This window comes from Luteibacter sp. SVR4-7G (genome assembly GCF_056755555.1).
On the sequence record NZ_JBPGXO010000008.1, the window covers coordinates 66,811 to 86,341 of the forward strand.

Below are 19,531 nucleotides of genomic sequence, written 5' to 3' on the forward strand. Positions count from 1 at the left end.
GCGGCCGGACATTTTACGGGGTTTTCGGCCGGGGGTGGCCGCTGAAGCGAAGCGTGGCACGACCGGAAGCGACGGCGAGGCTGGCCGGGACTCCGAACGGCAGGGTGAACTTGGCGGGGCCGTGGCCGAACGGCAGACCGCGGATCACCGGGATACCGGCGGCCGCGGCGATCCTGTCGAGGGCCACATCGACCTCGTATCCGTTGTCGTAGGCGGAGATGCGGTAGCCCGTGAAGTCGCCCACCAGGAGCGCCTTCTGGGCGTCAAGCACACCGGCATGGAGCAGGTGGTAGAGCATGCGCTCCACCCGGTACGGCGGCTCGGCGATGTCTTCGACGAAGAGCAGGCCGCCCGTGATCCGGGGGAAGTAGGGAGAACCCACGAGCCCGCCGAGCATGGCGAGGTTGCCGCCCCACAAGATGCCCTCGAGGCCGAGATCCCCTGCCCCGGGCGCCGTCCATTCGGCCCGGCCTTCCTCGCTGTCGAGGACATGCCAGAAGTGCTCCCAGGTGAGCGCATCCAGCTCGGTGGCACCGAAATCCGCGCCCAGCATGGGCCCGCCGTAGGTCACGATGCCACTCCGCGCATACAGCGCACACTGCAGCGCGGTGAAATCGCTGTGGCCGACCAGGGCCACGGGCGCGTCACGCAGGCGTGCCTCAAGGCCCGGGTAATCGAGCATTGGCAGCAGCGGATGCGCGCCATACCCGCCGCGGATCGCGAGGACGATGTCCGGCAGCGGGCGCGACGGGTCGGCCAGGCCGTTGATGTCGGCCGCACGCTGCTCGTCCGTGCCGGCGAAGCGCAGGTCGCGGCGGTCGAGCACGTCCTTGCCGCTCACGCGGTGGCCCGCCGCCTCCAGGCGCGCGATGCCGCGCTGCATGGCTTCGGGGGTGTGCGGATAACCGGAAGGGGCGATCAGGCGGATGTCGTAGGAGAAAGGCATGCCGTGCGTCGTCATCATCCTGCTTGTTCCACCACCTCGAGACCGAAACCGGCGATGCCGACGAACTTGCGCGGCGTGCCCATGACGCGCAGACGGGTGGCGCCGAGGTCGGCGAGAATCTGCGCGCCCAGGCCGAGCTGGCGCCATTCCTGGTCGTCCTTCGGCACCGGCATCGGTGCCGCGTCGCGCTTCAGCCGGGCCAGCAGCGCGTCGGGAGTGTCCTCGCCCGACAGCACGAGGAGCACGCCGCGATCCTCGGCATCGATGCGCCGGAGCGCCTCGGTCACCGTCTGGCCCAGGTCGTCGCGCTTCAGGTGGAGCACGTCGGACAGCGTGTTGCGCACGTGCACGCGGGTCAGCACCGGCTGCCCGTCGCCGACGTCGCCGCGGACGAGCGCGATGTGCAGGCCGTTGCGGATCGCGTCGCGGAACGCCACCAGGTGGAAGCTTCCGAACTCGGTGTCCACGTCTTCCTCGTGGACGCGCGTCACCGTCTTCTCGGTTTCCATGCGGTAACGGATGAGATCGGCGATGGTGCCGATCTTCAGCCCGTGCTTCGCGGCGAACACTTCCAGTTCGGGGCGGCGCGCCATGGAGCCGTCGTCGTGCAGGATCTCGATCAGCACCGACGCGGGCTCGAGCCCGGCCAGGGCGGCGAGATCGCAGCCGGCCTCGGTGTGGCCGGCGCGCGTGAGCACGCCGCCGGGCTGAGCGGTGAGCGGAAAGACGTGGCCGGGCATGGTGATGTCGCCGGGGCTGGCATTCTTCGCCACGGCCACCTGCACGGTGCGCGCGCGGTCGTGCGCGGAAATGCCGGTGGTGACGCCTTCGGCCGCCTCGATGGAGACGGTGAAGTTGGTATGGAACGGCGAATTGTTGTCGCTGACCATCGGCTTCAGGCCGAGCTGGCGCGTACGCTGCTCGGTCAGCGTGAGGCAGAGCAGGCCACGCGCTTCGCGGACCATGAAGTTGACGTCTTCCGGCCGCACCTTCTCGGCGGCCATGACGATGTCGCCCTCGTTCTCGCGGTCTTCGTCGTCGAGGATCACCACCATGCGCCCGTTGCGCATGTCCTCGAGGATTTCGGGAATGGTATTGAACGGCATGTTCCCTGTTCCTTTCAGGCGAAACCGTGCTGCTTCAGGAACGCCTCGTCGAGGCGCGGACTGTCGCCGCTGGCAAGCAGGCGTTCGACGTAGCGGGCCACGACGTCCACCTCGATGTTCACGGCGTCGCCGGGGCGGCGCGCCGAGAATGCCGTGTGTTCCACCGTATGCGGGATAAGGTTCACCCCGAAGCGGTAACCCTCCACTTCGTTGACGGTGAGGCTGGTGCCGTCGATGCAGACCGAACCCTTGTGCGCGATGTAGCGCGCGAGCCCGGCGGGCACTTCGAAGGTCCAGCGCAGCGAGCGGCCGTCGGGGACGACGGCGACGACCTTGCCGGTGCCGTCCACGTGCCCGGAGACGAGGTGGCCGCCCAGGCGGTCGGCGAGGCGCAGGGCCTTCTCGAGGTTCACTGGATCGCCCGGCTTGTGCTTGCCGAGGGTGGTGTGGGAGAGGGTTTCGTTGGAGACGTCCGCGGCGAAGCTGGCGCCGTCGAAATCGATCACGGTGAGGCAGACGCCCGACACGGCGATGCTGTCGCCGAGGACGACGTCGCCCATGTCGAGACCCGCGGTGTCGACCGTGAGGCGGACGTCGCCGCCACGGGGGTCGAGTCGCGCGATGCGGCCGACCGACTGGATGATGCCGGTGAACATGTCAGTGGCCTCCCTGGCCGAACGCAGACTGCTGCTGATTTTTCATGGTCGTTTCCCGCAATGGTGAGCGAAAAACGCCCCAAGGCATGGCATCGCCTCGCTCCGCGGGGAGCGGACGAAAGCCGTCTTCTTTCATCCGGACTGTGACCGTCGGCTCCGGCATTCGACCGGATCTGCTGACCTCCCGGCGTGACCGGGAGCGCTCGCGGGCTCGTTCCCTTGCGGGACCTACCGCCGGTGGGGAGTTTCGCCCCGCCCTGAAGACGCTTTGGAAGGCCGGCTCCCGAAGGAAACCGGCCGCACGAGGATACCATGGCTACCCCGCGCCCCGTAGGAGCGCGCCTTGCGCGCGACATCTTTTGAGGCCGTTCCCTGGAGCTGGCGCGTCTGCTTTGTGGACTGGCGCGAAAAGCTGTCGCGCGCAGGCGCGCTCCTACCGGGCGCTGCGCGGCAGGACCTGGTCCATGACCCAACTGGTGCGGGCACCGGAGCGGGCGGCGGAGGGACAGGTCCCCTTCCCCGTCAGCTCGGCCACGATGGTCTCGATCAGGGGCTGCTGGATGTGTTCCGGATTGGCGATGCGGATGTCCTCGCGGCGTTCGCCGGCTTCGAGGACGATGGGGCCGTCGCCGAAGGTGGCGAAGACCAGGCGGCCGAGGTCACCGATGATTTCCACCCTGTCCTCGCGGCGATCCGCAGCGAAGTTCCACAGGCCGGTGCCGAGCACGCCGCTGTCGAAACGGAAGGCCATGGCCACGCTGTCTTCGGCCGGATAAGCCTTCAGCTGGTTCGCCGTCATGCCCTGCGCGGCGGCGATGGGACCGAGCAGGAAGTCCAGGATGTCGAGGGTGTGGCAACCGATGTCGACGAAGATGCCGCCGCCGGAGATCTCGGGGCGAACCGTCCAGGGAAGGTTGTCCGGGTCGGCGTAGCGCGCCTCGAACGGATGGTGGAGCAGCACCGAGACGATGCGCGGCGTGCCGATGGCACCCTCGGCAAGCAGCGCCGCGATGCGGCGGAAGCGCGGCAGCATGCGCCTGTAGTACGCGACGAAGACCGGCACCCCGGCAGCTTCGCCGGCCGCGACGATGTCCAGGCATTCGCCGTGGTCGATGGCCATCGGCTTCTCGACGTAGACAGGCTTGCCGGCGGCGATCGCCATGAGGGCGTATTCGCGATGGCTGGACGGCGGCGTGGCGACGTAGACGGCGTCCACGCCGGGGTCGGCGATCAGCGCGGCGGCATCGTCGTACCAGCGCGGCACGCCATGCCGCCGCGCATAGTCGCGCGCCTTGTCGCCGTCGCGGCGCATCACTGCCACGAGGGAAGAACCGGGAATCTTCGAGAAGGCAGGACCGCTCTTCACCTCGGTCACGGCCCCGCAACCGACGATGCCCCAGCGAACATGGTCGAGCGGCTTCATGCCACCGGGCGCAGTTGCAGGCGGGTGTCGTCGCCGACTTGGCGGCGGTCGATGGTCTGGAGCTTCCAGCGCGAGGCCATGTCGTCCAGCGGCGGCAGGCGGAGCATGGGGCGCGCGCTGTCGCCGAGCAGGACGGGCGCGACGTAGACGAGCAGTTCGTCGGCAAGGCCGGCGGCGAGCAGCGCGCCGCAAAGGACGGGGCCGGCCTCGACGTGCACTTCGTTGACGTCCCGCTGCGCCATCCAGTGCAGTGCCGCATGCAGGTCGATGCCGCCGCCGTCGCCGCGGCGGATGGCGGCGCGCGGAACCTCCGCAAGATGGCCGGGAACCTGTGCGTCCGGCGCATGCAGCAGCACGGTCGGAGCGGTGGCATCCAACACGTGCGCGCCGGCGGGGGTGCGCAGCGACGTATCGGCGACGACGCGCAGCGGCGGCACGAAGCCTTCATCGCCCGGGAGGCGCACGGTGAGGTGCGGGTCGTCAGCCAGGACCGTACCGCTGGACGAGAGGATCGCGGATGCGCGGGCACGCCAGCGCTGCACGTCGGCGCGCGCGGCCTCGCCCGTGATCCATTTCGACGAACCATTGGCCAACGCGGTGCGGCCGTCGAGGCTCATCGCCAGCTTCACGCGCACCCATGGACGGCCGCGCTGGATGCGGCTGAAGAATCCGATGTTGATCTCGTGCGCGGCATCGCGCATCAGCCCCACCTGCACGCCGATGCCCGCCGCGCGGAGCTTCTCGATGCCTGCGCCGGCCACCTTGTCGAAGGGATCCTCATGCGCGACGACCACGCGCCCGACGCCGGCGGCGATCAACGCATCCGCGCAGGGCGGCGTACGGCCGTAGTGGGCGCAGGGTTCCAGCGTGACGTAGGCGGTCGCGCCGCGCGCGGCCTCGCCCGCCTCGCGCAAGGCAAAGACTTCCGCGTGCGGTTCGCCGGCGCGCTGGTGCCAGCCGGTGCCAAGCACGGTATCGCCGCGCGCGATGACGCAGCCGACGCGCGGGTTGGGTTGCGTGGTGCGCAGGCCTTTTTCGGCCAGGCGCAGCGCATGCGCCATATGGACGTGGTCCATGGCTGGAAAGAACGGACGCGACATCAGGGCTTGCGACCGCGCCGGGCCGCATCGAGCAGCGGCAGTTGCAGGCCTTCCAGCGACGGCAGGTCGCGTTCCAGCTTCTCGATCTCTTCGCGGAACGCGTGCACGTCCTCGAAGCGCCTGTAGACGGATGCGAAGCGCACGTAGGCCACCTGGTCCAGTTTCTTGAGTTCGCGCATCACCAGTTCGCCGACCTGGCGCGAAGGCACTTCGCGTTCGCCGCTGCGGCGCAGGTCGTTGATGACGGCGCGCACGGCGGTGTCCACCGCGTCGCTCGCCACGGGGCGCTTCTGCAGCGCGCGCTCGAAGCTCACGCGCAGCTTGTGTTCGTCGAACGGTTCGCGGCGATCGCCGGACTTCACGATCGCCGGCAGCTTGAGTTCCGCCGTTTCAAAGGTATTGAAGCGCTCGCCGCACTGCGGGCACTCGCGACGGCGGCGCACCGTGCTCCCGTCCTCGGTGAGGCGGGAGTCGATGACGCGCGTGTCTTCGTGCTGGCAGAACGGACAGTGCATCGGTCAGCCGTATACCGGGAACCTGGCGCATTGCGCGGTCACCTTGTCGCGCACCGCGGCGATCACGGCCTCGTCGGCCGGGGCATCGAGCACGTCGCAGATCCATTGGGTGAGCTCCACCGTCTCCGCTTCCGTGTAACCGCGGGTGGTGATGGCGGGCGTGCCGACACGCAGGCCGGAGGTGACGAAGGGCGAGCGCGGATCGTTCGGCACGGCGTTCTTGTTCACCGTGATGTGCGCCTTGCCCAGCGCGGCTTCCGCGTCCTTGCCGGTGACTTCGCGGCCGATCAGGTCGATCAGCATGAGATGGTTCTCGGTGCCGCCGGACACGATCTTGTAGCCGCGTTCGATGAAGGTCTTCGCCATGGCCTTGGCGTTCTTCACCACCTGCTTCTGGTAGTCGGTGAAGGACGGCTCCAGCGCTTCCTTGAAGGCCACGGCCTTCGCGGCGATGACGTGCATCAAGGGGCCGCCCTGGATGCCCGGGAACACGATGGACTGCAGCTTCTTCTCGAGTTCCTCGCCCAGGCCCTTGGCGACGATGATGCCGCCGCGCGGACCGCGCAGGGTCTTGTGCGTGGTGGAGGTGACGACGTGGGCATGCTCGATCGGGTTCGGGTAGACGCCCGCGGCGACGAGGCCGGCGACATGGGCCATGTCCACGAACAGGTACGCCCCCACCTTGTCGGCGATGGCGCGGAAGCGCGCCCAGTCGAGCACCTGCGAGTAGGCCGAGAAACCCGCCACGATCATCTTCGGCTTGTGTTCCAGCGCGAGCTTCTCGATCTCGTCGTAGTTGACGAGGCCGGTGTCCGGATCGATCCCGTACTGCACGGCGTTGAAGATCTTGCCCGAGAGATTCACCTTGGCGCCGTGCGTGAGGTGGCCGCCATGGGCCAGGCTCATGCCGAGGATAGTATCGCCCGGCTGCAGCAGCGCGAAGTACACCGCCTGGTTCGCCTGCGAGCCGGAATGCGGCTGCACGTTGGCGTAGTCGGCGCCGAACAGCTTCTTCAGGCGGGAGATGGCCAGCTTCTCCGCGATGTCGACGAACTCGCAGCCGCCGTAGTAGCGCTTGCCGGGATATCCCTCGGCGTACTTGTTAGTGAGTGAGGAGCCCTGGGCTTCCATCACGCGCGGGCTGGCGTAGTTCTCCGAGGCGATCAGCTCGACGTGATCTTCCTGGCGGCGGGACTCGTCGGCGATGGCCTTGGCGAGTTCGTCGTCGTAGCCGGCGATCGTTGCATCCTTCGGGAACATCTCGACCTCGTGCGATGGGCGGGGAAAGACGGAAAGTGTAGCGCTCGAAGGGGTTTGCGGCCACCGATGGGGCCTGCCCGGCCATCCGGGCGCCCCTGTGCGGCGCACAGGATGGCCCGACGGGGCATTCCCCTACGGACCGTCGGGCTTCCCCGCGCTAGGGTTCGACACGGGCCTCCGGGCCCTCCCACGAACGACGGAAAGGACTCCCCATGAAAACTACCCTCCTGGCCATACTCGCCGCATGCTGGACCATCGGCTGCACCCCCGCCCGGGCTCTCGACCAGCGGCTCGAGATCTTCGACGCCCACGCGGCCGCCGCCAGGCCCAGCCAGTTCAGCCTGCCGGAACCGGCTGGCGGGCATCGCGACGTCACCCTGCTCCAGCAGCTGCCGGGCGAGATCCAGGTCGACGGCGAACCCGCCTCCGTCTTCCTGGCCGAAATCGACGGCAAGCCCGGCACGATCGTGCGCCTGGGCGACACGCTGGACATCGCGCTGGACGGCGAGGAGCGCGCGGGCCCAGGGCCCGGCCACCCGCTCGACCGTGAATTCAGTCCGTCCCTGAGCCTGCCCGCCCTGTCCCGCCGGGGTCGCACGACGGATGAGGGGGACGAGGTGAAGGAAATCGACATCTGGATCTTCCTGCACGAGACCTCGGGCGAACGCGAGCACGCCAGGTTCGTGAACTGGTACGTCAGCTGGTGGTTGAAGGACATGGAGGAGAACGTGAAGCCCGGCGTGCCCGTCCGCGCGTCGGTGCACTCCCGCGTCCCCGGTCTCACCGACATGGACTACCACGCCGGCCGCGACGTGGACGGGATCCGGGAGCTGGCCATCCGCGGCGCGGATTACGCGCGGTCGAGAGGCGCGAAGATCACGCCCCTGACCAAGTTCGTGCTGTTCGTGGACACGCCGGCGCGCAACTGGGCATCGGGAACGCTGGGTGGCGCCATCGAGGGCTACGGGGCCGCCATCGCCAGCAACCGCGGGCACCGGCACATCTTCGCCCATGAGGTCGGGCACCTGCTCGGCGCCCGCCACGAGGACGCCGAACACCGGTTCTTCTGCATCACCAACATGAAGGACAGCCTCTGGGGTGTCGCCTCCTGCCGGGACTACTCGAAGGCCAACGACGAGAACATCCGGCGCTACGTGCGCGCCCGCGCCCGCAACGTGAACCCGCTATAATTGCGGTTTGCCCACCCGGCGCGCGTCCGCCCGGGGGCGCGGCATCGCCTGACGGAGCCTCCATGCAATACATCTACACCATGAACGGGGTGAGCAAGATCGTCCCCCCGAAGCGCCAGATCATCAAGGACATCTCGCTGTCGTTCTTCCCAGGCGCCAAGATCGGCCTGCTGGGCATCAACGGCGCGGGCAAGTCGACGGTCCTGCGGATCATGGCGGGGGTCGACAAGGACTTCCAAGGCGAGGCACGCGCCAATCCCGGCACCAAGATCGGCTACCTCGCGCAGGAGCCCGACCTGGATCCGGCGAAGACGGTCCGCGAGGCCGTCGAGGAAGGCGTGTCCGAAATCCTCGACGCCCAGAAGCGCCTGGAAGAGGTCTATGCCGCCTACGCCGAGGAAGGCGCCGATTTCGACAAGCTCGCGAAGGAACAGGAGGCCCTCGAGGGCATTCTCGCCGCCAACGATGCGCATGCCCTCGAGCGTCAGCTCGAAGTGGCGGCCGACGCGCTGCGCCTTCCGCCGTGGGACGCGAAGATCGGCCCGCTTTCCGGCGGCGAGAAACGCCGCGTGGCATTGTGCCGCCTGCTGCTGTCCAAGCCGGACATGCTGCTGCTCGACGAGCCTACCAACCACCTTGACGCCGAATCGGTCGACTGGCTGGAAACCTTCCTGCACGACTATCCGGGCACGGTCGTGGCGGTCACCCATGACCGCTACTTCCTCGACAACGCCGCCGAGTGGATCCTCGAGCTCGATCGCGGTCGCGGCATCCCCTGGAAGGGCAACTACACCGAATGGCTGGAACAGAAGGACCAGCGCCTGGCGCAGGAAGCCAACCAGGAAAAATCGCGGCAGAAGGCGATCAAGAAGGAGCTCGAGTGGGTGCGTTCCGCGGCAAAGGGCCGCCAGTCGAAGGGTAAGGCCCGCCTCAACCGCTTCGAGGAACTGAACTCGGTCGAGTACCAGCGCCGCAACGAGACGAACGAGATCTTCATCCCGCCGGGCGAGCGCCTGGGCCAGGAAGTGATCGAGTTCAAGAACGTCACCAAGTCGTTCGGCGACCGCGTGCTGATCGAGGACCTCTCGTTCAAGATCCCGCCCGGCGCCATCGTCGGCGTGATCGGCCCGAACGGCGCCGGCAAGTCCACGCTCATGAAGATGATCATGGGCAAGGAACAGCCGGACAGCGGCGAGGTGAAGCTCGGCCATACGGTGAAGCTGGCCTACGTGGACCAGTCGCGCGACGCGCTCGATCCCAAGAACAACGTGTGGCAGGAAGTTTCGGGCGGTTCGGACATCCTTACGATCGGCAACTTCGAGATTCAGTCGCGTGCCTACATCGGCCGCTTCAACTTCAAGGGCACCGACCAGCAGAAGATCGTCGGCCAGTTGTCCGGCGGCGAGCGCGGCCGCCTGCACATGGCCAAGACCCTGCTCCAGGGCGGCAACGTGCTGCTGCTCGACGAACCGTCGAACGACCTGGACGTCGAAACGCTGCGCGCGCTCGAAGACGCGCTGCTCGAGTTCCCCGGCTGCGCGGTGGTCATCTCGCATGACCGCTGGTTCCTCGACCGCATCGCCACGCACATCATCGCGTTCGAAGGCGATTCGCACGTCGAGTTCTTCCCGGGCAACTACAACGAGTACGAAGCCGACAAGAAGCGCCGCCTGGGCGACGACGCCGGCCCGAAGCGCGTGAAATACAAGAAGCTGGTCTAAACGACCGCGCCTTGTAGGAGCGCGCCCTGCGCGCGACATCTTTTCGCCATGAGCAACAGGCCCTGTAGCTCATGGCCCCAAAAGATGTCGCGCGCAAGGCGCGCTCCTACAACCTTCCCCCTGGCAGAGGAATGCTAGCCATGACCTTCATGACCGCCCTCAGGGACGCCTGGCGCCGCAACGATTCCCTCGTCTGCGTCGGCCTGGATCCGGAACCCGGCCGGTTGCCCGCGGGCCTCTCGGGCAGCGAAGGCATCTTCAGCTTCTGCCGCGACATCGTGGACGCCACCGCGGATCAGGTCTGCGCATACAAGCCTCAGATCGCCCACTTCGCCGCACAGCGGGCCGAAGACGTCCTCGAGCGCCTGATCGCGCACATCCATGACAGGCACCCCGGTATCCCGGTGATCCTCGACGCCAAGCGCGGCGACATCGGCTCCACCGCGAAACATTACGCGGCGGAAGCGTTCGACCGCTACGGCGCCGACGCCGTCACCCTGAACCCGTACCTCGGCCGCGACTCCATCGAGCCCTTCCTCGAGCGGGCCGACAAGGGTGTGATCCTGCTCTGCCGGACATCCAATCCCGGCGGCAAGGATTTCCAAGCGCTGGATTGCGGCGGAGAGCCACTCTACCTGCGCGTGGCGGAAACCATCGCCCGCGACTGGAACGAAAACGGCAACTGCGCGCTGGTGACCGGAGCGACCTGGCCGGAAGAACTCGGCCGGGTGCGTGCCGTGGTCGGCGACATGCCCCTGCTCGTGCCCGGCATCGGTGCCCAGGGCGGCGACGTGGCGGCGGTGATGAAGAACGGCCGGACCAGTGACGGTACCGGGCTCATGATTTCCTCCTCACGGGCGATTCTTTACGCGGGTTCGGGTTCCGATTTTGCCGACCTAGCACATCGTGCGGCGGAAGAAATGAGAAAATCGATCAACTCCTTCCGCCATTGAGCAGGAAAAACGAAGGCAGTCGCAAATTGGACGAGTTGGCAACTGGAAAAGCGTCACGCTCCCGCTCCGCGCTATCGAACAATACTCGACCAGTAGCGCCCAAGCGCTCCACCGGAGTTGTTATGCCCCCGACTAACCGAGGTTTTTCCCAACGTCTGCATGTCGCGCTGGACATGGCCGGCGTCAAGAAAGGCCGCGGCCGCATCACCCAGCTGGCCGACCTTTTCGACGTCAGCCGGGAAACCGCGCGGAAATGGCTCAGCGATCTCGGCCTGCCCGAGCTGGAGCGGCAGATCGACATGGCCATCCGTTTCGGGGTCAACTTCGAATGGCTCGCCACCGGACGCGGCTCGCCCAACGGCGCCACGGGCGTCCGCGAAAGCCCGGCCCTCTATCGCGCCGACTCCCGCGAGCAGCTGCGCCTGGTCGGCCTCGTGAGCCGCATGCCGAAAGAGCGCCGCAAGGCCTTGCTGGTCATCATCGAAGCCCTGGCCGACGCCGAATAACGCGGTGGGAGACCCTGTTCTCCCGCAAGTGTGCCCGCTGCCGCGGGATCGCCGGCATAGCCGGCTCCCACAAGGTTCATAGCCGGCTCCCACAACTGGCATAGCCGGCTCCCACAGTCAGTCGTCAGCGATGTCCATGCCTGGAAACAGGACGTCGGTGAAGCCGAAGCGGGTAAAGTCGGTGATGCGCGAAGGATACAGCCGGCCGATCAGGTGGTCGCATTCGTGCTGCACCACGCGCGCGTGGAAGCCCTCGGCGGTGCGGTCGATCGGCTGCCCGAGCGGATCGACCCCGCGGTAGCGGATAAGCGTATACCGGTTCACCACGCCACGCAGGCCGGGCACCGACAGGCAGCCTTCCCAGCCCTCTTCCATGTCCTGCGAGAGCGGCGTGATCTCGGGATTGAGCAGGATCGTGCGCGGCACCGGCGGCGCGTCGGGATACCGTTCGCTGCTGTCGAACCCGAAGATCACCAGTTGCAGGTCCACCCCGATCTGCGGCGCGGCAAGACCTACGCCGCCGGCATCGTACATCGTGTCGAACATGTCCGCGATGAGCTCGTCCAGCTCGGCCGAGCCGAACATCGCATCGGGCACGGGCGGGGCGATGCGCAACAGGCGCTCGTCGCCCATCTTGAGGATCTCGCGGATCATGCGCTTTCCGGGGGTGTGGGGGATGATCCCAGCATGGCGCCGGAAGGCGCCGGGCTCAAGTCATTCGACCAATGGCTAATGCCCGAAAGCCCCCGCGGTCATTGACCCCCAGGGCGGCGGGGACGACCCTTGGGGCATCCGCGAGGGGAGTTCCCACCATGCACAGCGCCATTCCCAAACCCAGTCCGGCCGGCAAGATCCTCTGGGCCGCCATCGCCATCGTCGGGGCCTGGTGCCTTGGCGTCATCGCGCTACGGCGCGGTGAGCCGATCAACGCCATCTGGCTGGTCACCGCTTCCATTGCGGTTTTTCTGATCGGCTACCGGTTCTACAGCCGGATGATCGCGAACCGCGTGCTCCAGCTCGATCCCTCGCGCGCCACCCCGTCCGTGCTTCGCAACGACGGCCTCGACTACGTGCCCACCGACCGCTGGGTGGTGTTCGGCCACCACTTCGCCGCGATCGCCGGCGCCGGGCCGCTGGTCGGACCCGTGCTCGCCGCGCAGATGGGCTACCTGCCGGGCACCCTCTGGATCCTGGTCGGCGTGGTCTTCGCCGGTGCGGTACAGGACTTCATGATCCTGGGCCTCTCGCTCCGCCGCGACGGCCGCTCCCTCGGCCATATGTTGCGTGAGGAACTGGGCGAGCTGCCCGGCGTCATCGCGATGGTCGGCGTCCTGGTCCTCATGATGATCGTGCTGGCGGTGCTGGCGCTGGTCGTGGTGAAGGCACTCACGCATAGCCCCTGGGGCACGTTCACCGTCGCCGCGACGATCCCCATCGCCTTGCTGATGGGCGTGTACCTGCGCTTCATCCGTCCGGGCCGCATCCTCGAAGTGTCGATCATCGGCCTCATCCTGCTGCTGGCCTCGATCTGGTACGGCAAGACGGTGAACGACACGCCGGCGCTCGCCACGCTGTTCGATTTCGACGCCAAGGCGCTGGCCTGGCTGCTGATCGGCTACGGCTTCTTCGCCTCCGTGCTGCCGGTGTGGCTGCTGCTCGCACCGCGCGACTACCTGTCCACCTTCCTGAAGATCGGCACCATCTTCCTCCTGGCCCTGGCGATCTTCCTCGCCGCGCCGACCCTGCAGATGCCGGCGATCACGAAGTTCATCGACGGCACCGGTCCGGTCTTCTCCGGCAACCTGTTCCCCTTCCTTTTCATCACCATCGCCTGCGGCGCGGTCTCCGGCTGGCATTCGATCATCGCCTCCGGCACCACGCCCAAGCTCCTCGCCAACGAAGGCGAGGCGCGCCTGGTCGGCTACGGCGGCATGCTGATGGAGGCCTTCGTCGCCATCATGGCGCTGATCGCCGCCGCCTCGCTGCATCCGGGCGTGTACTTCGCCATGAACTCCCCCGGCGCGCTCGTCGGCACCACGGCCGAGCAGGCCGCGCAGACGATCAGCAGCTGGGGCTTCCTGGTCACGCCGGCCGAACTCACCGACACCGCGCGGAACATCGGCGAAGGCACCATCCTCGGCCGCGCCGGCGGCGCACCCACCCTCGCGGTCGGCATGGCGCAACTGCTCCACGGGATCATGCCGGGCGAAGGCATGATGGCCCTCTGGTACCACTACGCCATCCTGTTCGAAGCCCTGTTCATCCTTACCACCGTGGACGCTGGCACCCGCGTGGGCCGCTTCATGATCCAGGAACTGGCCGGCATGGCCTGGGCACCGCTGAAGCAGACCGAATCCTGGCTGGGCAACATCGTCGCCACCGTGATCTGCGTCGGCCTGTGGGGCTACTTCCTCTATCAGGGCGCCGTCGATCCGCTGGGCGGCATCAACACCTTGTGGCCGCTGTTCGGCATCGCCAACCAGATGCTCGCGGCGATCGCCCTGATGCTCGCCACCGTGGTCACGGTGAAGCTCAAGCGCGAGCGCTACGTGCTCGTGCCTGCCGTGCCCGCCGCGTGGCTCGTGGTCTGCACTCTCACCGCCGGCTGGCAGAAGATCTTCGACGACAAGATCAGCTTCACGGCCGCGGCGCAGAAGTACGCCGACGCGATGGCGTCGGGCAAGCTCCTGGCGCCCGCCAAGAACATGGCGGAAATGCAGCGCATCGTCACCAACAACTACGTGGACATGGCCCTCACCGGCCTGTTCATGCTGCTGGTGCTGACCATGCTGTTCTTCTCGCTCCGCTCCATCGTCCGCGCCTGGCGCGCGACCCATCCGACCGCGCACGAGGAACCATACGTCGCGCTGTCGAGCGTGGCGCAGTAAGGAGGCCCCATGGAAACGAACGCACCCGCGGCACCGCGCTCGCTATGGCAATGGGCGGTGCAAACCGCCCGCCTCTGCTGCGGCGTACCCAATTACGACGTCTACGTGAAGCACCTGCGCGAGCACCATCCCGAAAGACCTGTGCCGAGCTATGGCGAGTTCTTCCGCGAGCGGCAGGAGGCCCGCTACCGCGGCACGGGCGGGCGCTGCTGTTGAAAGTTGCCACCGCCATCGCGCTGTGGGAGCGCGCACCGCGCGCGCTGAGCTTTTCGCGTCGGTTGGCCCGCTCACGCGTGCCCATGTCTTAGGCGGCTTCGCCGCAGGAGCGTGACGGCTCGGCATTCGCCATCGCGTTTTGCTTTGGCGTAGCGGCGGGTCGCCGGCGGCTGCCATTTTTATCGCTAAGTCCTCGTCCGGCCTACGCCTCCCTGCGGAATCGCTCCAAAAACGGCAGCCACCGGCTCCTCCCAACACGACGGTCGCTTGTGGCAAAAGCCAAAGCACCACCCGGCCTGATTGCGGGCCGCACATTCCTCGCAACTCTAAAAAAGCGAACGCGCCCTGTAGGAGCGCGCCTCGCGCGCGACAGCCTTTCGCGACCACCCCAATCACTCGCTCTTCGCTCGATGAGACGCTCCAGTCGGCGATTCCAAACGGCGTCAGAGCCGCATTTCGCTAATCATCCGCGAGCGTACCGGTCACCGACCGCAACTGCTCCCGCACCCATTGCGTATGCGCACGCATGGCGTAATCCAGACCACGTCATCAACGCATCGATAACCGTTAAGACGTCAGCCATCTCCTTGCCCCAACTCATCCACCTCCCCGATCATCAACGACACGCGCATATGCGCACACGCTGCGGGAATTGCCCGCGACGCGCGACCTGCAATGCGAAGCGCGACCTACAAGATGTCGCCTCCCTTCCTACCCGTCGCTCCCGCGAAGGTGGGAGCCTAGTGACTCTTGTTGCATGCCTGCGAAAACGCTCAGGGCGTGGAGGCGGCCGCGAAAAGATGTCGCGCGCGAGGCGCGCTCCTACAACGTGCGCGCATTTTCCGGGGCGGCGGGGAATGTGCGACCCGCAAGCGGCCGAGCTGTTGCTTTGGCTTTTGCCGCACGCGACCGTCGTCTTGGGAGGAGCCGGTGGCTGCCGTTTTTGGAGCGATTCCGCAGGGAGGCGTAGGCCGGACGAGGACTTAGCGACAAAAATGGCAGGCGCCGGCGACCAGCGACCACGCCAAGGCAAAACGCGATGGCGAAAGCCGAGCCGGCAAACGCCCCATGCGGCGAAGCCGCTTAAGACATGGGCACGCGCAAGCGGGCCAACCGACGCGAAAAGCGCGCGCAAGCGGGCCCCACAACGGCTTGGGCTTATCGGCGGCGGCTCTTGCGCATGTTGGCGCGGGAGTCTGCGATCATCGTGCGCATGGCTGTTGCCGCCTCGTTCGGGCGGCGGCGGCGGATGGCTTCGTAGACCGCGCGATGGTGCGGCAGGGAATACTTGAAGTTCTTCGCCGTGCGCGCCGACATCACGAAGAACGTGCCCAGCGCGGTCTCGATCACCGAAAAGAGCGAACTCAGGAGCTCGTTGTTCGTCGCCATCAGGACCGCCTCGTGGAAACGCAAGTCCGCGACGGCCCACTCGTCCAGGGTCTGTGCATCCTCCATCGCCTCGAGCGCCTCCCTGATCGCCTCGAGCTGCGCAGGCTCGCGCCGGCGCGCCGCGGCCATCACCGCGGCGGGCTCCACGATCTCGCGCATCTCCACCAGCTTCGCGACGAAGTCGTCCGTCGGCATGGAAGCACAGCGCCAGCCCAGCACGTCGGCGTCGAGGTGGTTCCAGAAGCGCGGATCGCGTACCCGCATGCCGGTCTTCTGGCGCGTCTCGATCAGTCCCTTGGCCGCCAGCACCTTCAACGCCTCGCGAAGGACCGTCCGGCTCACCGCCATCTGGGTCGCCAGCTGGGCTTCGCCCGGCAGCGGATCGCCTGGCTGGAACAGCCCCCCGACGATCGACTCGCCCAGATCCTCGACGACCTGCGTGTGCAGGTTCCTGCCGCCACCCGTTCTCGTCGCCATGACTTCCCCTCCCCAAAGGCTCCCGGCCCATCGTAGCCGCAGCGCCGCCACCCGCGTTGACGCGGCGCAGCTTGTCGTTTGTCCTACAAATGTGATGTGGTCACCAGGTCCATCCGACCGGAGATAACGCAATGAAGATTGGGACGAGCCTGACGGCCGCGATCCTGCTGGCCGTCAGCGCGGGCGCCACCGCCGGCGAAGCATCCAAGACCTCGTTCGGCCAGACGCCCGACGGCAAGGAGGTCACCCTGGTGACACTCAGCAACGGCCATGGCATGACCGCGAAGATCCTGTCGCTCGGCGCGGCGCTCTATGCCCTGGACGTTCCGGACCGGAACGGCAAGCCTGGGGATATCGTACTCGGCTATCCCGACCTGAAGGGAACCTTCGCCAAGCCGCAGTACTTCGGCGACACCGTGGGCCGCTACGCCAACCGCATCGCCAAGGGCCGCTTCACCCTCGACGGCAAGACGTATACCGTCCCGGTGAACGACGGCCCCAACTCGCTGCACGGCGGCAAGACCGGCTTCGACAAGGTGGTGTGGACGGTCGACAAGGTGGAGTCCGGCGCGCGGCCCAGCGTCACCCTCACCTATGTCAGCCCCGACGGCGACCAGGGCTACCCGGGCAAGCTCACCGCCACGGCCACCTACTCGATCGACGACAAGAACGAGCTGACGATCGAATACGCCGCCACCACCGATGCGCCAACCATCGTCAACATCACCAACCATACCTACTGGAACCTCGCCGGCGAGGGCTCGGGCAGCGTCATGGACCAGCGGCTCATGATCGCGGGCGACGCCTTCCTGCCCACCGACGCCACCGCCATTCCCACCGGTGAAGTCCGCAGCGTGGCGGGAACCGACTTCGACTTCCGCAAGGCCAAGCCCATCGGCCGCGACATCCGCGACGCGAAGGAGCAGCAGCTCGTGTTCGGACGCGGCTACGACCACAACTGGGTCATTTCGAGGAAGGCAGCCGCCCAACCGCGCGAGGTGGCCCGGGTGAGCGATCCGAAGAGCGGCCGCGTGCTCTCGCTGTGGTCGGCACAGCCAGGGTTGCAGTTCTACTCCGGCAACTTCCTCGACGGCACGACGTCCGGCAAATCCGGGGGCATCTATCGCCAGGGCGATGCGTTCGCGCTCGAGCCCCAGCTGTTCCCGGACACGCCCAACCAGCCGGCCTTCGGGTCCGCGAGGCTGGCGCCGGGGCAGACCTACCGGAACGTGATGGTCTACAAGTTCACCGTCGAGTGACGTTCTCGCCGCGCAACGGGCCACCTGCGCGGCTGGGCGAGTAGGAGCGCGCCTGCGCGCGACAGCTTTTAAGGCCATGAGCAACTGGCCCTGTTGCTCTTCGCGAAAGGCTGTCGCGCGCGAGCGCGCTCCTACATGTGTCCTGGCTCCCCCTACACTTCGTGATGGAGGGCTTCCGCCGGTTTGCGGCGGCGGAAGCGCGGCGCCAGCTCCACCATGTACATCGCGGCCAGCACGAGGGCGCCGCCGCCGAGCATGCGGGTGGTAAGCGCATCCACGCCCAGGAGCACGGCGAAGCCCGCGGCGAACACCGGCTCGGTGGTCATCACGATGGCCGCGCGGGTGGCAGGCATGTGCGCCTGCGCCCAGGTCTGGATCAGCATCGCCAGGGCCCCGGCGGCCAGGGCCATGTAGAGCACGGCGAGCCAGGCTTTCCCGTCCGGCGGCAGTACCGGCCCGCCGTGCGGCAAGGTGATCGCGACGCAGACGGCGGCGATGCCGAGCATCTGGATGGCGGACATGCCGAAGGCGTCCCCGGGCTTCGACCAATGCCCGAGCCCGACGATGTGCAGCGCGTAGAGCGCGGCCGATGCCAGCGTCAGCAGCACGCCGGCATCCACTTCGAAGCCGTTGAGCGCCAGCACGCCAAGCCCGAGCGTGGCGAGCAGCACGGCCAGCCAGGTGGTCCGCGGCATGCGCTGGCGGAACAGCAGCAGCGAGAGAATCGGCGTGATCACCACGTACATGCCGGTGACGAAGCCGCTGACGCTCGGCGACGTGCGCGCCAGGCCTTCCGTCTGCAACCACTGCGCCACGCCATAGAGCACGCCGAGAGCGAGGCCGCGCAGCAGCTGGACCCGCCCCAGTCGAAGGAGCGGAAGCGCGAACAGGGCGAGCATCGCGGCCGCGGCGATCACGAAGCGGACGGCGAGGAAATCCGCCACCGGCATTCGCCCCACCACGTCCTTGATCAGCGCGAAGGTGGAACCCCAGATGGCCGTGACCGTGAGCAGGCCCAGCGTCGCGAGGCCGCCCTCGCGCGTCGTGCCGCTCACCGGCGCTTCCGCAGGAGCTGGCCGGGAATCTTCAGCAGGAAGTGCGACCAGATGCCGAGCCAGACCGCCGCGCGCACGAGCGCGTTGCGCGCCGCAGGATCGTGCCGGCGGAACCAAAGGTACATGCTGCGATGCTTGTGCCGGCTGACGAAGACCGGCCGGTGCCGGCTGGAGCCGCCCTTGCCGTGCAGGACAAGCACGTCGCCGGCGAGCAGCACCTTGTAGCCGGCATCGCGGGCGCGGCGGCACAGGTCCATGTCTTCGCAGTGCAGGAAGAAGGTCTCGTCGAACCCGTTCAGCCGGTCGAACACCTGGCGCGGCATGAGGAAGATGGCGCCCGATACGATCTCGACCTCTTCCGCGCCTTCCGGCATAGGGCCGCGGATGTCGATGCCGCCATCGCCGCCGTGACCCAGCTTGGTGGCGAGCGAGCGGCGCAGCAGTGGATCGCGCCGGCGCGAGGCAGGATCGGGATGTCCATCGGCATCGCAGACCACCGCGCCGACGATGCCGGTCTGCGCGTCGATGTGCGCCGCCATGCGCCGGATCGTATCCGGTTCGACGAGGCAGTCGGGATTGAGCACGAGCAGGCGCTCGCCGCGCGCCTGTGCGGCGCCGCGGTTCACGGCGGGGCCGAAGCCGAGGTTGGCCCGGTTATAGACCACCCGCAGCCGATCGTCGTCCGCGTGGGCGCGATCCAGCGCCTCGGGCACGCCATCGGTGGAGCCATTGTCGACGACGATCACTTCCACCGGAACGTCGCTCGCAAGCGCGTGGTCCACGCAGTCGCGCGTGAAGGGACCGCTGTCCGCGAGGACGATGACGATGCTGGTGAGGGAGGAGTCGCTCATCGGGTTGGTCGGCTATGTGC

General features: G+C 67.5%; 18 protein-coding genes and 1 riboswitch. Of the genes, 7 read left to right on the plus strand and 11 right to left on the minus strand.

Annotation, left to right across the window (positions count from 1 at the left end; translation table 11 throughout):
* Positions 1–13: 13 nt before the first annotated feature.
* The 7 genes from ldcA to glyA form a co-directional block, all read right to left on the minus strand.
* Positions 14–964 (minus strand): muramoyltetrapeptide carboxypeptidase, encoded by a 951-nt coding sequence (gene ldcA, locus ACR9ZH_RS04925; protein WP_481289636.1) that lies wholly within the window; start codon positions 962–964, stop codon positions 14–16.
* Positions 961–2,052, minus strand: a complete 1,092-nt coding sequence (gene ribB, locus ACR9ZH_RS04930; RefSeq protein WP_481289637.1) for a 3,4-dihydroxy-2-butanone-4-phosphate synthase — start codon at positions 2,050–2,052, stop codon at positions 961–963. The genes ldcA and ribB overlap by 4 nt, the downstream gene beginning before the upstream one ends.
* Positions 2,053–2,066: 14 nt before the next feature.
* On the minus strand, positions 2,067–2,708 hold the full coding sequence (locus ACR9ZH_RS04935; RefSeq protein WP_481289638.1) for a riboflavin synthase: 642 nt from the start codon (positions 2,706–2,708) through the stop codon (positions 2,067–2,069).
* A gap of 120 nt (positions 2,709–2,828) precedes the next feature.
* A riboswitch (FMN riboswitch) is annotated at positions 2,829–2,977 on the minus strand.
* Positions 2,978–3,141: 164 nt separating this feature from the next.
* Positions 3,142–4,131: a Gfo/Idh/MocA family protein gene (locus ACR9ZH_RS04940; protein ID WP_481289639.1), complete on the minus strand. Its 990-nt coding sequence runs from the start codon at positions 4,129–4,131 to the stop codon at positions 3,142–3,144.
* Positions 4,128–5,192, minus strand: coding sequence for a bifunctional diaminohydroxyphosphoribosylaminopyrimidine deaminase/5-amino-6-(5-phosphoribosylamino)uracil reductase RibD (ribD, locus tag ACR9ZH_RS04945; protein ID WP_481289677.1), 1,065 nt, complete (start codon positions 5,190–5,192; stop codon positions 4,128–4,130). Before ribD ends, ACR9ZH_RS04940 begins: the two co-directional genes overlap by 4 nt.
* A gap of 38 nt (positions 5,193–5,230) precedes the next feature.
* Positions 5,231–5,746 carry a transcriptional regulator NrdR gene (gene nrdR / locus ACR9ZH_RS04950; protein ID WP_481289640.1) on the minus strand — a complete coding sequence of 172 codons (516 nt, stop codon included), beginning with the start codon at positions 5,744–5,746 and terminating at the stop codon, positions 5,231–5,233.
* Between the two features lie 3 nt (positions 5,747–5,749).
* Entirely contained in the window at positions 5,750–7,006 is a 1,257-nt protein-coding gene (glyA, locus tag ACR9ZH_RS04955) for a serine hydroxymethyltransferase (protein ID WP_481289641.1), read from the minus strand.
* Between the two features lie 212 nt (positions 7,007–7,218).
* Between glyA and ACR9ZH_RS04960 the strand changes: the two genes are divergently transcribed.
* From ACR9ZH_RS04960 to ACR9ZH_RS04975, 4 genes are all read left to right on the plus strand, one after another.
* Positions 7,219–8,196 carry a hypothetical protein gene (locus tag ACR9ZH_RS04960; protein WP_481289642.1) on the plus strand — a complete coding sequence of 326 codons (978 nt, stop codon included), beginning with the start codon at positions 7,219–7,221 and terminating at the stop codon, positions 8,194–8,196.
* 62 nt (positions 8,197–8,258) lie between these two features.
* A complete protein-coding gene (gene ettA / locus ACR9ZH_RS04965; RefSeq protein WP_481289643.1) occupies positions 8,259–9,917 on the plus strand; it encodes an energy-dependent translational throttle protein EttA in 1,659 nt (552 codons plus the stop codon).
* Positions 9,918–10,057: 140 nt separating this feature from the next.
* Complete coding sequence (gene pyrF / locus ACR9ZH_RS04970) at positions 10,058–10,870, plus strand: orotidine-5'-phosphate decarboxylase (protein WP_481289644.1); 813 nt, start codon at positions 10,058–10,060, stop codon at positions 10,868–10,870.
* 122 nt (positions 10,871–10,992) lie between these two features.
* Positions 10,993–11,376, plus strand: a complete 384-nt coding sequence (locus tag ACR9ZH_RS04975; RefSeq protein WP_481289645.1) for a helix-turn-helix domain-containing protein — start codon at positions 10,993–10,995, stop codon at positions 11,374–11,376.
* A gap of 117 nt (positions 11,377–11,493) precedes the next feature.
* On the opposite strand, the gene def is transcribed toward ACR9ZH_RS04975, so the two are convergent.
* Entirely contained in the window at positions 11,494–12,030 is a 537-nt protein-coding gene (def, locus tag ACR9ZH_RS04980; protein ID WP_481289646.1) for a peptide deformylase, read from the minus strand.
* A gap of 158 nt (positions 12,031–12,188) precedes the next feature.
* Here def and ACR9ZH_RS04985 point away from each other — a divergent pair, with 158 nt between their 5' ends.
* Together ACR9ZH_RS04985 and ACR9ZH_RS04990 are read left to right on the plus strand one after the other, a co-directional pair.
* Positions 12,189–14,264, plus strand: a complete 2,076-nt coding sequence (locus ACR9ZH_RS04985; RefSeq protein ID WP_481289647.1) for a carbon starvation CstA family protein — start codon at positions 12,189–12,191, stop codon at positions 14,262–14,264.
* Between the two features lie 9 nt (positions 14,265–14,273).
* The gene (locus tag ACR9ZH_RS04990; RefSeq protein WP_481289648.1) at positions 14,274–14,480 is read left to right on the plus strand and encodes a YbdD/YjiX family protein; all 207 of its coding nucleotides are present in this window, start codon (positions 14,274–14,276) and stop codon (positions 14,478–14,480) included.
* A gap of 1,158 nt (positions 14,481–15,638) precedes the next feature.
* Here ACR9ZH_RS04990 and ACR9ZH_RS04995 read toward each other — a convergent pair.
* Entirely contained in the window at positions 15,639–16,346 is a 708-nt protein-coding gene (locus ACR9ZH_RS04995; protein WP_481289649.1) for a FadR/GntR family transcriptional regulator, read from the minus strand.
* Between the two features lie 131 nt (positions 16,347–16,477).
* Between ACR9ZH_RS04995 and ACR9ZH_RS05000 the strand changes: the two genes are divergently transcribed.
* A complete protein-coding gene (locus tag ACR9ZH_RS05000) occupies positions 16,478–17,605 on the plus strand; it encodes an aldose epimerase family protein (protein WP_481289650.1) in 1,128 nt (375 codons plus the stop codon).
* A 152-nt stretch (positions 17,606–17,757) separates the two neighbouring features.
* On the opposite strand, the gene ACR9ZH_RS05005 is transcribed toward ACR9ZH_RS05000, so the two are convergent.
* On the minus strand, positions 17,758–18,660 hold the full coding sequence (locus ACR9ZH_RS05005) for a DMT family transporter (protein WP_481289651.1): 903 nt from the start codon (positions 18,658–18,660) through the stop codon (positions 17,758–17,760).
* Positions 18,657–19,511 (minus strand): glycosyltransferase family 2 protein, encoded by an 855-nt coding sequence (locus ACR9ZH_RS05010; protein WP_481289652.1) that lies wholly within the window; start codon positions 19,509–19,511, stop codon positions 18,657–18,659. The genes ACR9ZH_RS05005 and ACR9ZH_RS05010 overlap by 4 nt, the downstream gene beginning before the upstream one ends.
* Positions 19,512–19,531: the final 20 nt, after the last annotated feature.